Annotated in this window: 10 protein-coding genes; 7 read left to right on the forward strand and 3 right to left on the reverse strand. The window is 62.8% G+C overall.

Annotated features, from left to right (window positions below):
• Positions 1-7 precede the first annotated feature (7 nt).
• On the forward strand, positions 8-760 hold the full coding sequence (locus ABZS45_RS01415; protein ID WP_143334697.1) for an isoprenyl transferase: 753 nt from the start codon (positions 8-10) through the stop codon (positions 758-760).
• A 56-nt stretch (positions 761-816) separates the two neighbouring features.
• Here the strand turns inward: ABZS45_RS01415 and ABZS45_RS01420 are convergent, their stop codons facing one another.
• Positions 817-1,230, reverse strand: coding sequence for a Fur family transcriptional regulator (locus ABZS45_RS01420; protein ID WP_412100339.1), 414 nt, complete (start codon positions 1,228-1,230; stop codon positions 817-819).
• A 27-nt stretch (positions 1,231-1,257) separates the two neighbouring features.
• Entirely contained in the window at positions 1,258-1,557 is a 300-nt protein-coding gene (locus ABZS45_RS01425; RefSeq protein ID WP_070446677.1) for an ArsR/SmtB family transcription factor, read from the reverse strand.
• 190 nt (positions 1,558-1,747) lie between these two features.
• On the opposite strand from ABZS45_RS01425, the gene ABZS45_RS01430 reads away from it, so the two are divergent.
• The 3 genes from ABZS45_RS01430 to ABZS45_RS01440 are packed head-to-tail and all read left to right on the forward strand — an operon-like array spanning position 1,748 to position 4,082.
• Positions 1,748-3,127, forward strand: a complete 1,380-nt coding sequence (locus ABZS45_RS01430; RefSeq protein WP_010190757.1) for a glycine--tRNA ligase — start codon at positions 1,748-1,750, stop codon at positions 3,125-3,127.
• On the forward strand, positions 3,127-3,645 hold the full coding sequence (locus ABZS45_RS01435) for a hypothetical protein (RefSeq protein WP_412100340.1): 519 nt from the start codon (positions 3,127-3,129) through the stop codon (positions 3,643-3,645). Before ABZS45_RS01430 ends, ABZS45_RS01435 begins: the two co-directional genes overlap by 1 nt.
• Positions 3,645-4,082, forward strand: coding sequence for a hypothetical protein (locus ABZS45_RS01440; protein ID WP_412100341.1), 438 nt, complete (start codon positions 3,645-3,647; stop codon positions 4,080-4,082). The genes ABZS45_RS01435 and ABZS45_RS01440 overlap by 1 nt, the downstream gene beginning before the upstream one ends.
• Before the next feature lie 660 nt (positions 4,083-4,742).
• Here ABZS45_RS01440 and ABZS45_RS01445 read toward each other — a convergent pair.
• Positions 4,743-6,797, reverse strand: coding sequence for a TPM domain-containing protein (locus ABZS45_RS01445; protein WP_412100343.1), 2,055 nt, complete (start codon positions 6,795-6,797; stop codon positions 4,743-4,745).
• 43 nt (positions 6,798-6,840) lie between these two features.
• Here ABZS45_RS01445 and ABZS45_RS01450 point away from each other — a divergent pair, with 43 nt between their 5' ends.
• The 3 genes from ABZS45_RS01450 (at position 6,841) to ABZS45_RS01460 (ending at position 12,270) form a co-directional block, all read left to right on the forward strand.
• Positions 6,841-7,425, forward strand: coding sequence for a YdcF family protein (locus ABZS45_RS01450; protein ID WP_412100344.1), 585 nt, complete (start codon positions 6,841-6,843; stop codon positions 7,423-7,425).
• An 11-nt stretch (positions 7,426-7,436) separates the two neighbouring features.
• Positions 7,437-8,711: a deoxyguanosinetriphosphate triphosphohydrolase gene (locus ABZS45_RS01455; protein ID WP_412100345.1), complete on the forward strand. Its 1,275-nt coding sequence runs from the start codon at positions 7,437-7,439 to the stop codon at positions 8,709-8,711.
• 244 nt (positions 8,712-8,955) lie between these two features.
• The gene (locus tag ABZS45_RS01460; protein WP_412100347.1) at positions 8,956-12,270 is read left to right on the forward strand and encodes an immunoglobulin-like domain-containing protein; all 3,315 of its coding nucleotides are present in this window, start codon (positions 8,956-8,958) and stop codon (positions 12,268-12,270) included.
• The last annotated feature ends 75 nt before the right edge of the window (positions 12,271-12,345 follow it).

A 12,345-nucleotide genomic window follows, 5' to 3' on the forward strand; every position in this document is an offset into this window, starting at 1 on the left:
GTAATCCGTGATTACGCCTGACCCGAACCGAGTCCTGAATCCGCCCGCTATCCCGCAGGAGTTCCTGCCGCGTCACATCGCGTTGGTCATGGACGGCAACGGCCGCTGGGCGGAGGAGCGCGGCATGAAGCGCACCGAAGGGCACCGTCGGGGAGAAGCAGTGCTTCTCGACGTCGTCGATGCCTGCCTCTCCCTCGGCGTTCCCTACCTTTCCGCCTATGCCTTCTCCACCGAGAATTGGCGCCGCAGCGCGGAGGAAGTCCGCTTCCTCATGGGCTTTAACCGCGACGTGCTGCGCCGCCAGCGACACTGGCTCAACGAAAGGGGAGTGCGCGTGGTGTGGGCCGGCCGCCGCCCGCGCCTGTGGCGCTCTGTTATCAAGGAGCTTGAGGCTGCCGAGGAGCTCACCAAGGACAACACCAAGATGACCCTGGTGATGTGTGTGAATTACGGCGGGCGTGCTGAGCTTGTCGACGGAATCCGCGAACTCGCCGAGCAAGTATCCCGCGGCGAGCTCGACCCGCGCTCCATCAATGAAAAGACGGTGAGCTCGGTGATGTATGACCCCGATATGCCGGACGTGGATTTGTTCTTGCGCCCCTCAGGCGAGAAGCGCACCTCGAACTTCCTGCTGTGGCAGTCGGCTTACGCAGAGATGATTTACCAGGACAAGCTCTTCCCGGATTTCACTCCGGAAGACTTGTTTTCCGCGGTGGAGGAGTACGCGCGGCGTGACCGCCGCTTCGGCGGCGTCAAGTAGCGCGCATCCTCGTGGCCTGCCTGACGCGGCAGTGTTAGGCGCTTGAGATTAAGGCCTCAGGCGCGGCACTCGGCGCAGATGCCGAAGATTTCGGCATCGTGGCCGGTGAGCTCGAAACCATGCTCCTTGGCAACGGAGGAGGCCCACTGCTCGATGGGTCCACCATCGATTTCCTCGGTGCGGCCGCACTTGGTGCACACCAAGTGATGGTGGTGCGCGTCACTTTCGCAGTGGCGGTAGAGGGTTTCGCCGGAGGGCATGTGGAGCGCGTCGACGGCTTCAATCTCCGAGAGTGATTGGAGCGTGCGGTAGACGGTGGTGAGGCCGACTTTCTGGTCGCCGTCGAGAAGCGCCTGGTGAATGTCCTTGGCAGAGACGAACTTGTCGAGACTGCGCAGGACCTCAACGACGGCGGTGCGCTGGCGTGTATTGCGAGCGCCGAGCTTGGGGATACTGTCGTGGATGGCCATGGGGCTTAGTTTATCAATACACTTCCATTAAGAGGTGGCCAGTGAGGCGTCGCGAAGCAAAGGCAGCACCTTAGGGGCTACCAAAGAGTAGCGGACCTCGCGGCCGGTGCGCTCGCTGTCGACGATGTTCGCGCGCTTCAAAACCCGCAGGTGCTGGCTAATAAGCGGCTGCGATTTGCCGGTCGCGGAGACTAGTTCGTGAACGTAGTGATCGCGCTCGGCTAGGCGCTGGATGATGTCGATGCGCAACGGTGAATCCAAAGCGCTAATGACGGAGGCAGCCGCCGCCAGATCGAGGGGAGGAGTGTCAGTCTGGGTGTTGGTCACGCCGTTCACCTTCAGTCATTTCTATCGGTGGAGAGTTAAAAAGAGAGCTATGGGCACTATAACTGAAGAATACGGAAATGTGTATAAAATGCACCACACTTCCGGGGTGAAGGCACGCGGCGCTAAGGGGCACGCTAGACTAGGCCGCACTGTATAAAGACTGTCCCCTACCAGAGGAGTCCCATTAGCTATGGCATCCGTCATCGATACCGTCGTCAGCCTGTGTAAGCGCCGCGGCTTGGTCTACCAGGCAGGTGAAATTTATGGCGGTTCCCGCTCTGCGTGGGACTACGGCCCCTTGGGTGTGGAGCTCAAGGAGAACATCAAGCGCCAGTGGTGGCGCCACATGGTGCAGTCCCGCGATGACGTCGTGGGTGTCGATACTTCTGTGATCCAGCCGCGCCAGGTGTGGGTTTCTTCCGGCCACGTTGAGGTCTTCACCGACCCGCTGGTGGAGTCCAAGCACACCGGTAAGCGCTACCGCGCCGACCACCTGATTGAGGCTTATGAGGAAAAGCACGGCCACGAGCCGGCAAATGGCCTTGCGGATATCAACGATCCGGAGACTGGCCAGCCGGGTGACTGGACCGAGCCGAAGGCTTTCTCTGGCCTGCTTAAGACCTTCCTAGGCCCGGTCGATGATGAGCAGGGTCTGCACTACCTGCGCCCGGAGACCGCGCAGGGCATCTTTGTGAACTTCAAGAACGTGATGACCTCGGCGCGCATGAAGCCGCCGTTCGGCATCGCGAATATCGGTAAGTCCTTCCGTAACGAGATCACCCCGGGTAACTTCATCTTCCGCACCCGTGAGTTTGAGCAGATGGAGATGGAGTTCTTCGTCAAGCCGGGTGAGGACGAAGAGTGGCACCAGTACTGGATCGATGACCGCTTCAACTGGTACATCGACCTCGGTATCAAGAAGGAGAACCTGCGCCTCTACGAGCACCCGCAGGAGAAGCTTTCCCACTACTCCAAGCGCACTGTGGACGTGGAGTACGCCTACAACTTCAAGGGCTCCAAGTGGGGTGAGCTGGAGGGCGTGGCCAACCGTACGGACTACGACCTCTCCGTGCACACCAAGGGCTCGGGCGAGGACCTGTCCTACTTTGACCAGGAGGCAGGCGAGCGCTGGACCCCGTACGTCATTGAGCCGGCCGCCGGCCTGGGCCGCGCCATGATGGCCTTCCTCATCGATGCTTATGACGAGGAGGAGGCCCCGAACGCCAAGGGCGGCACCGATAAGCGCGTGGTGCTGCGTCTGGACCGCCGACTGGCTCCGGTCAAGGTGGCCGTGCTGCCGCTGTCCAAGAAGGAAGAGCTGTCCACCCCGGCCCGCGAGCTGGCCAACAAGCTGCGTGCCAACTGGAACGTCGAGTTCGATGTTTCTGGTGCCATCGGCCGCCGCTACCGCCGCCAGGATGAGATCGGCACGCCTTTCTGTGTGACCTATGACTTCGACACCCTCGAGGACAATGCGGTCACCGTGCGTGAGCGTGACTCCATGGAGCAGGAGCGCGTCAAGCTCGATGAGCTTGAGGCTTACCTGGCCGCCCGCCTGGTTGGCTGCTAATGCATTACACCAGCTGGGACCGCAGCGACCGCAAGAACCCGGTCCTCCTCGTGGGGGAGGGGCCGGCGTCGTTGGGCATGTTCCAGGAGCGCTCGGCGGATGTGGAAGGCGAGCACTGGCGCTTGGGCCTCGATGACCTGGGCGCGTCGGTGACCTTGGAGGATGACCGCGTCTACCGCCTGGCCGGCAACCCCAAGCGCGACAAACGTTTGGAGGCCTCGCTAGATGGGCGCACCTTTGCCTTCATCAACGAGGCTGGTGGCGACTGGATTGTTGAAGACCACGACGGCCTTAAAATCGCGCAATTTTCCTCGAAGAACTCCGGTGTGCGCAAGGCCATCCTCGAATTTGAGGGCGAGGACAGCGATGACTCCGATGACCTCAGCCACTCGGAGATTGCTGCCCTGAGCTGGTTTACGCGTGTCATTTTGGAGGCGCGGACGCAGAAGACTGCGATTCCGATCATCGCGACGCTGCTGCTCATGACCATCGTCGCCATCATTACGGTGCTTCTCTGATGCAGCGCTGGGTGTGGCGCGACGAGGCGCTGGTGGATGGCGCTGGCGAGGTCATCGCCCGCGTGACCCCGACCGGCTTGCTGCTGTCAGATACGGGCACCACCATCGCCTTCGAGCACACCCCGGGCGCGCGCCGCTTCGCAGTGCGTGGGGCCGACTTTTCTGCGGAGCAGGCCAGCTTTACAGTAAACAAGCTCCGCGCGCTCTGTCAGGGCCGCGAGTACCTGCTTGAGCGCACCAACCCCTTCCGCCGGCAGCGCCGCATCCTCGCTATCGCATGCTCCGCCACGTCGGGCGCCACCACCGAGGTCGCCCGCACCACCCCGCGGGGCCGCGGCCTCGAAGTCGCGGTGGGCGAGCTCCCTCTCACCGACGCCGTCTTCACCAGCTACTGTTGCCTGCTTCTCGACGGCCCCACCCGCCCCCTACGCACCTAACCCACCTTCCGTGATATAACCAGAACCGCGGCCATGTGGGCAGTGGGGTTTGTTCTCAACGAGGAGCTCTTCTAGTACCCTCGCTCGGCGCCAATAGAGGGTTCTAGTCAGACGGTTGCAGTCATAAGGTTTGTTTGCCCCCAAACGAACCATCTAGCTCGGTGCAGAAGGTTTACTTGCCCCCAAGTAAACCGTTTGACTGCAACCTTTTGAGAGCAGCCTTGTGACTAGAACCATGTTGATGACCTGTTTACGCCTAACATGCATTTGCGCCACCCCGTATCCGAGGATCTGCTCGACCGACTACCGAGGCGGGGTTCACTCGCCCGATGTGTGTACAGGAAATCCGGCAGAAGGTATCTGACAAATGGCATCTGCCAAAAGGCGTCTTTGGGGCTAAAACGCCATGTGGAGGGTGTAAAAGGCGTTTTGGCTGTGGAAACGCCTTCTAGAAGATGCCTTTTGCAAGGCGCCTTGTGCGAAATGCGGCGCCTGCCTTTCGTGAGATGCCATGCGGGACCGCCCGAATTGCGAGATACCGCGTGTGGGCCGCGGGTTTCGAGGGCTAGGCGCAGGGCAGGAGAGAAGTAGGAGGGCGGCTGGGGTAGCCGCCGGCGGAAAAGGGGAGAAGACGAGGAAGAGGCGCAGCGGAGAGGGCGGCTAGAAGGCGCCGCCGCGGAAGCCGCCTCCACCGCCGCCGCCCGAGAAGCCACCGCCGCCGAAACCGCCACCACCGGAGAAGCCGCCACCGAAGCCTCCACCGAAGCCGCCGCCGCGGGAGCTCCCACCGCCGAGAATCTGGCCGATAACCATGCCGGTCAGAATGTTGCCTGCAGCATCAGTGGCCTGGCGGCGCTGCTCCTGGCGGCGATAAGCCTCCAAGTCCGCCTTTGCGCGATTGAGCGAGGTCTGCGCGGCAGCGGCCGCATCGCGGGAATAGTTGAGTGCCGCGCGCAGATCCTTGGACGCAGAGTTCTGGGCTTGGGCGAAGAGGCGGGTGGCATCGGCAAGCGCCACGCGCGCATCCGGGCCCACCACGCGACCACGCGAGGAAAGCAAGTCTTCAGCCGCCTGAATGGCGGATTCGGCCGCGGCAATCTGCTGGCGGTAGAGCGCAATCTGGCGCTCGCGAGTGGCGTTGGTTTCGCGGACGGTGTCCAGCTGCTCATCGAGCTCACTATCAATCGCCGTGAGCGCAGTGTACTGACCCAGCGGGTCGACCTTGCCTTGCTGGCGTGCCGAGCTCAATGCCTCCCGCGCGCGGACTAGCACCTGCTCCAAAGCTGCCCAATCAGCATCCGAGCCCTGGGCCTTGCCACGCTGCTCAAGATGCTGGGCCTCTGCGATTTCTTCCTCGACCTCATCGATGAGCGCCGGCAGGTTATCGCGTGCCGCCGTGATCGAATTCTCCGCATTCTCCACAGCGTTGAGCAGGCGGTCGGAGACCTCCAGCGCATGTTCGGCATCGCGAATATAGCCCACCAAGGGGCCCTGCTGGCCGGCGGGCTGAGCTTGCAAGGAACGGCCGCGGTCGAGCAGCTTCTCGGCCTCGGTGAGCGAGACCTCCGCCATCTCCGGGTTATCCGCGATGGAGGACAACACCTCCTCGGAATAAGAGCCGCTGAGAGTGGATAGCGTCGTGCGCGCTTGCGGCAGACGACCGCGCAAGTCCACCGTGCGCTGAGTCAGCTCATCAAGCTTGGAGCCGGCGTTAATGAGCAAATCACGCATCTTGGCAAAGTCGGCAGCCTGCTCATCCAGCGCATCATCGGCCTGCCCGCAGGAGGAGATAATCTCCACCAACATTTGGCGGCGCTCCGCCGTCGATTCCGGCAGGTTGTCCTGCAGCTTCTGCTGCAACTGGAAAGCCTTCTGCAACGTCAGCGTGGAGTGGTTCATCGCGCGCGTGAATGGGCGGGTGCGCTCAGGACCGAACTCGGCCACCGCAATATCCAGCTCCTCCTTGCCGCGGCGGATCGATTCATCCGTGGAGACCAATTCCTCTTGGGCCAGCTTCTCCAAAGTCGCCATATCCAAGCGGTCGAGCTGCGCGGTATTACCCGGCTCAATCTGGCGCGCGGATTCGAGTGTGGCCGCCGAGTCCTTCTTGGTCTTGCGCCGGCTCGCCACCACGGCGCCACCACCGGCAAGAGCCAGCGCACCCGCGCCGCCCGCCAACCACAGGCCACCAGAGCCATCAGAATCGGAGGAACCAGCCGAGCCGGAAGAAGAGGACCCCGAAGAACCGGACGCGGCAGCGTCGACAAGCGCGAGGGCAGAGGGGCCGTACTGGTGACCGTCGGCAAGCTTGGCATAGGCCGCGTCATACATCGCGTCCAGACGCCCGCGCGGCCACTCTTTACCCGTCTGCACGCCCACGGTGGAATCATCCACGCCCACCACATAGGCCGCAGAATTCGGGCCCTTAGACTTCACAATGCTGTCCGCATAGCTCTCCGCGCCCTCCGGCAGCGAGGAGGCAAAGACCACGAAAATGACCACGTGGTGCTCCTGCTGCAGTGCGCTAATCTTGTCCTCCAACTCGGCCTTTTCCGAATCCGAGAGCACCCCCGCCTCATCCGTCACCTTATCCGTGAGCGAGGCCGCCTCCGGCGCGGCAAGAACGAAATCCGCAGCCATAGCGGGGCTAGCAGTGGCCAACCCCAACACAAGAGCAGCAAGGGCGGCGCGACCAAAACGAGCAGCAGTAGTCATGCGCACCACGATACCTGCCACCCAACGCTAAAGTGGACAGGCAGTGAAGTACGTTATTGTCCTGGGCGCTGCGCAATACGACGGGCGCCCCTCCCGCATCCTTAGCGGCCGCGTGCGTTTCGCCGCCGAGTACGCCGCCGCGCACGACCTGCCCATCATCACCGTCGGCGGGAAGCTGCCCGGCGATAGGTTCACCGAAGCCGGGGTGGCACGGGCCTTGCTTGATGACGATCCCCTCAACGTCACCGCCCTCGAAGAAGGCCTCGACACCCGCAGCGAACTGGTCGCTGCGCGCGAAAAGCTCGGCGTAACAGAGGCTGTCATCATCACCGACCCGCTCCACCGCCTGCGCACCTTCCTCATCGCCCGCCAAGAAGGAGTCACCGCGACCGTTATGGGCACGCCCTATTATCCTTCCCCGCGTTTCTCCATCCCGTGGTGGCGCTACCTGGCCCACGAGACCGGCGGCCTGGCCTACCTGGGCCTGCGCACCCTGCTAGGGGAGAAGCGCACTGAAGGCGTGCGCGCGGCCTTCTACCGCATCGAGCGCCTCATCCGCCCCAACCAGGCCCTGCGCCACCGCGTCATTGGCGCGAGGCAGCCCCAGGATGGCCAGGACTCCGCCTAAGCTGGAACACTGTGAGCTATTCCTATCGTGCAGAAGACGTCGCCCGCCTTGCCTCCGAGACTCCCAAAGGCTCGGCCTTGCTCAAAAGCGAGGAGCACCGCGGCGCCTTCTCCCGGGACCGCGCCCGCGTCCTGCATTCCGCGGCCCTGCGCCGCCTGGCGGATAAGACCCAAGTGGTGGGCCCGCGCGATGGCGATACCCCGCGCACCCGCCTCACGCATTCTCTGGAGGTCAGCCAGATTGCCCGCAGCATCGGCGCCGGCTTAGGCCTGGATCCGGACTTGTGCGACATGGCGGGTCTGACGCATGACATTGGCCACCCGCCCTACGGCCACAACGGCGAGAACGCGCTTAACGAGGTGGCCCTCGGCGGCTTTGAGGGCAATGCCCAGACCTTGCGCATCCTGACCAAGCTGGAGCCCAAGGTGGTCCTGGATACCCCGGCGGGCCCGCGCAGCTATGGCCTCAACCTCACCCGCGCCTCGCTTGATGCAGCGTGCAAGTACCCCTGGACCAAGACCAACCCGGATGGCACGACCAACCGCAAGTACGGCGCCTACGACGAAGACGCGGACGTGCTGGAGTGGTTGCGCCAGGGGCATAGCGATCAGCGCAAGTCCATGGAAGCCCAAGTCATGGACTGGTCGGATGATATCGCTTATTCCGTCCATGACGTCGAAGACGGCATCATCTCCCGCCGCATCTCGCTGGGCGTGCTGTGGGATCTGGTGGAGCTGGCCAACCTCGCGGACAAGGGCGCCAAGGCCTTCGGCGGTACCGCCGACGAGCTCCTTGAGGCCGCCGACCGCCTGCGCCAGCTGGATGTCATCAATGCCATCGGCAACTTTGATTACTCCCTGCGCTCTTATGCCAACTTGAAGAAGATGACCTCCGAGCTCGTCGGCCGCTATGTGGGTGCTACCGTCTCCGCCACGCTCGCAGCTAACGCCGGCCCGCTTGGCCGCATGCACGGCGACCTCGCCGTCCCACCGGGTGCGGTGGCGGAGGTAACCCTGCTCAAGACCATCGCCGTGCTCTACGTCATGGATGAGCCCGCCCACCTGGCCCGCCAGGACCGCCAGCGCGAGCGCATCTACCGCGTCTACGACTACCTGGTGGCCGGCGCGCCGGGCTCGCTAGACGCCACCTTCGCCCTGTGGTGGAAGCAGGCCGACACCGACCTGGAGCGGGACCGCGCCATCATCGACCAGATCGCCTCCATGACCGAATCACGCCTGGAGCGCCTAGCGCAGCGCAGCGCCGATCTCTTCGGCTTCCTCAGCTAGCCAGCACCCAGCCAGCACCCAGACAGTAACCAGCCCAGCAGGGCAGTGCCCCACGCAACGGCGCGGCCTAGCAGGAGACGCCTGTCACCCGATAGTTGAACACCATTCACTTGAGCGTTACATAGCTGACAACTCTTCTTAAAACCGGCCACCTAACCTCAGGCAGGTCCGCCTGCCGCCAGGCCCCTTGATGCCTGCCCGCAGCGGAAGTCTCTTCATGTGTGTTAACTGTCAAGGAATTTTTGTGTCTCAAAAGAAGTCTCAGAAAACGCTGCATAAAGCCGCGCTCATTGCCTCTATCAGCCTCGTTGGCTCCAGCCTCGTCTCTCCCGCACTCGCCTCTGCCCAGGACCTGCCCCAGGCAGACATCCTGGATCTCTCCTTTGAGAACGGCGTCATCAGCAACTCCGCCTCCGACGCCGAGCCGCTGAAGATCGGCGAGCCCACCGTGGAGCAAGACAGCGTGCTCGAACGCCCCGTGGCCCACTTCGACGGCCGCAAGGATGCCGTCGGCTTCGACATCGGGGACAAGTTTGACCAGATCAAGGACGGCTTCACCGTCGAATGCGTCTTCCGCTACGACGGGGAGTTCGACGGCAACGAAAAGAGTCTCTGCGCCAACAAGGAAGCCGGCGGCTGGGCCATGGTCATCTACGGCGACCAGCTGACCTTCACCGTCAACGGCAGCGATGGCTACAAGAAAGCTCAGCAGCAGGTAGAGCCTGGCCAGTGGTACCACGCGGTTGGCGTCTATGACGGCACCAAGAGCGAGCTCTTTGTCAACGGCGCCAAGGTGGCTGAGAACACCGAGATCAACGGTGAGGTGACCAAGCCCAAGTCCAATTCCACCGCCGTGATGATCGGCGCGGACTCCGGCCGGGATAACGTGGCCCAGTTCTACTCCGATGCCGTCGTGAGCGAAGCCCGCATCTTCTCCGATCCGCTGGGAGAAGAAGAGATTTCCGCCCTCTATGAGGACTCCAACCTGAGCACCGACAAGAAGGCTGAGATCACCGGCTCCATCCCGAGCGCTGGCCAGCACCTGACGGGCCCGGTGACTTTCGACGTCCAATTCAACGACGACGCCCTCATCTCCCGCGAGCTCACCTACACCCTGGACGGCGAGGAGATCGAGCCGGGGCAGGAAATCGGCGCCGGCCTCAAAGAAGGAAACCACTCCATCCAGGCCGAGGGCCGCGATGTCTTTGGCAACCCCATCTCGCAGGCCATCGATTTCACCTCCGGCAACCTCCCGGGGGCCGCCGGCACCGACTCCACGCCGAGCGGCGAGGGCATCACGATCTCCGCTCGCGCAGATAACCCGAGCGGTGGGGAAGTGGAGACCACTTTCACTGAAGCCGATGTGGCTGTAGCGGAGAAGGGCTTCCAAGGCACCTTCACGGATATCCCGGAGAGCCTGGACTTTAAGTATGAAGACGGCGAGGACTTCGACAAGGCCCTCAACCCGGACAACGAGGATGCTCAGGAGACCAGCTCCACGGAGCACATGCCTTTCCAGCGCTTTGACCTGAAGCTCAAGGACGCTGAGAAGAAGACCCACGACATCGCCTGGTCCGGCACCGTGGACCCCAAGCGCTCGGTGCGCCTCATGGCCTGGAACACCACAACCAATAGCTGGGAGAAGCTCGCGGAAACCCGCGGCGCGGCCGACGCTCAAGTAAGCCTCAGCGCGCAAGCCAACCAAGATTTCGTCGACGGTGACACCATCCACACCATGCTGGTGGGCTACGACGTCTTTGCCGATGACCTCAACGAGCCCGTCAACGAGCAGTTCGCCGACACCAGCGACTATGACTTTTCCATCGCCCACCACACCGATACCCAGTACCTCTCCGAAGGCGCGGTAGAAAAGGCCACCGCCGAGGAGCGCAAGAAGTGGGAAGAAAGCTACACCGCGGCCACCCAATGGATTGCCGATAACGCCGACGAGCGCAAGATCGCCTACTCCGCACACACCGGTGACATCATTGAGAACTGGATTGGCAAGGACAATGACCGCCCCAATGCCAAGAAGGAATTCGAGGTAGCCTCCAACGCCCAGAAGATTCTGGAGGACGCCGGCGTGGTCAACGGCGTGCTGCCGGGCAACCACGACAACCAAAGCGGCGCGGATGTCGGTGCCGGCAACCTCTACAACGAGTACTTTGGTCCGGAACGCTACGAGGCCCAGCAGGGCAAGGGTAAGTGGGCTGAGCAGGATGCCTCCTACCACCCCTATGCTGAGGGTGATAACGACAACCACTATGACCTGTTCTCCACCAATGGCATGGATTTCATCGCCCTGCACCTGGGCTATGACGTCACTGAGGAGGAAGCAGCCTGGGCCGATAAGGTGCTCAAGCAGTACTCCGACCGCAACGCCATCCTGCTCACCCACGCCTACCTCAAGCCTTCCGCGAGCCCGGATGGCCGCGGCTCGGACTTCTCCCACGATGGCGTGATGGTCTATGAGAACGTCATCCAGAAGAACCCCAACGTGGCCCTGGTTCTGGCCGGCCACGAGCACGGCGTATCCATTGTCACCCGCAAGGACGTTGGCCACACCAACAACCACGTGGTGGAGCTTCTCGCGGATTACCAGTTCTACGAGGTCGGCTCCGATGAGCTGGGCCTGACGGAGATCGGCGACTATGACGGTGACACCGGCCTGCGCTTTGGCTCCAGCTACCTGCGCCTCCTGCAATTCGATCTGAAGAATTCAGAGATGATCGTGGATACGTATTCGCCGCTTCTCGACGACCACAATGCCACCGAGTACGACGACCGCCAGCGCTACAACGGCCACGAGGATGAGTTCCGCGTTCCGATCCAGTTCCAGACCCGCAAGACCAGCTTTGCGACGAACTCCATGCTCGCCCTGACCGATACCGGCAAGGAGATTGGCAAAGATACCGCCAAGTCCGGCTGGCCTGCCAGCGTGACCTACAAGGACGTCAAGGCCGGCCAGGCCTATGGCTGGTACGCCACCTCCGCGGATGCTTCCTCCAAGGAGGGCACCAAGCCTGGCATCGTGCGCCAGTTCGGCGTCTTCACCGCGCAGGAGCAGGAAAAAGAGAAGGATAACAAAGCCCCTGAGCTCACCGTCCCCAGCGACAAGCTCACCATCACCAAGGGCGCTGAAGCCAACCTGCTTGAGGGCGTGACCGCCAAGGACGATAAGGACGGTGACCTCACCGACAAGGTGAAGGTCGTGGGCAACATCGACACCGCCAAACCGGGCGTGTACTCCGTCACCTACGCCGTCACGGACTCCGCCGGCAACCAGGCCTTGGCCTCCCGCGTCGTGGAAGTCACCGCCGGCAACCAAGGCGACAACACCGACAACGGCTCCAGCGATGGCGACAGCAGCAGCTCTAACCACGACGGCTCCAGCGACTCGAGCGACCACTCGAGCAACAGCTCGAGCCGCGGAAGCGTCCTCCCCGCCATCCTCGGCGCCCTCTTCGGCGCCGCAGGCGCCACCGCGGTCATCGCCGGTCTGTTGAACTACCTCGCCCCGGAGGTCCGCGACACCATCAAGCGCGCCCTCGGCCTCTAAGCCCCCAGCAGGCCACCACGCGCCTGGCCGCCACCGCGGTCAGGTCACCCCCTCACTAGCACCCTCACTAGCAGC

Origin of the sequence: Corynebacterium aurimucosum, from assembly GCF_046895345.1 — a bacterium.
In the GTDB taxonomy this organism is placed as follows: domain Bacteria; phylum Actinomycetota; class Actinomycetes; order Mycobacteriales; family Mycobacteriaceae; genus Corynebacterium; species Corynebacterium aurimucosum_G.

Coding starts and splice junctions, on each gene's coding strand:
- ABZS45_RS01420 (WP_412100339.1), bottom strand. CDS start 1,230: ATGGCCATCCACGACAGTATCCCCAAGCTCGGCGCTCGCAATACACGC.
- ABZS45_RS01430 (WP_010190757.1), top strand. CDS start 1,748: ATGGCATCCGTCATCGATACCGTCGTCAGCCTGTGTAAGCGCCGCGGC.
- ABZS45_RS01435 (WP_412100340.1), top strand. CDS start 3,127: ATGCATTACACCAGCTGGGACCGCAGCGACCGCAAGAACCCGGTCCTC.
- ABZS45_RS01440 (WP_412100341.1), top strand. CDS start 3,645: ATGCAGCGCTGGGTGTGGCGCGACGAGGCGCTGGTGGATGGCGCTGGC.
- ABZS45_RS01445 (WP_412100343.1), bottom strand. CDS start 6,797: ATGACTACTGCTGCTCGTTTTGGTCGCGCCGCCCTTGCTGCTCTTGTG.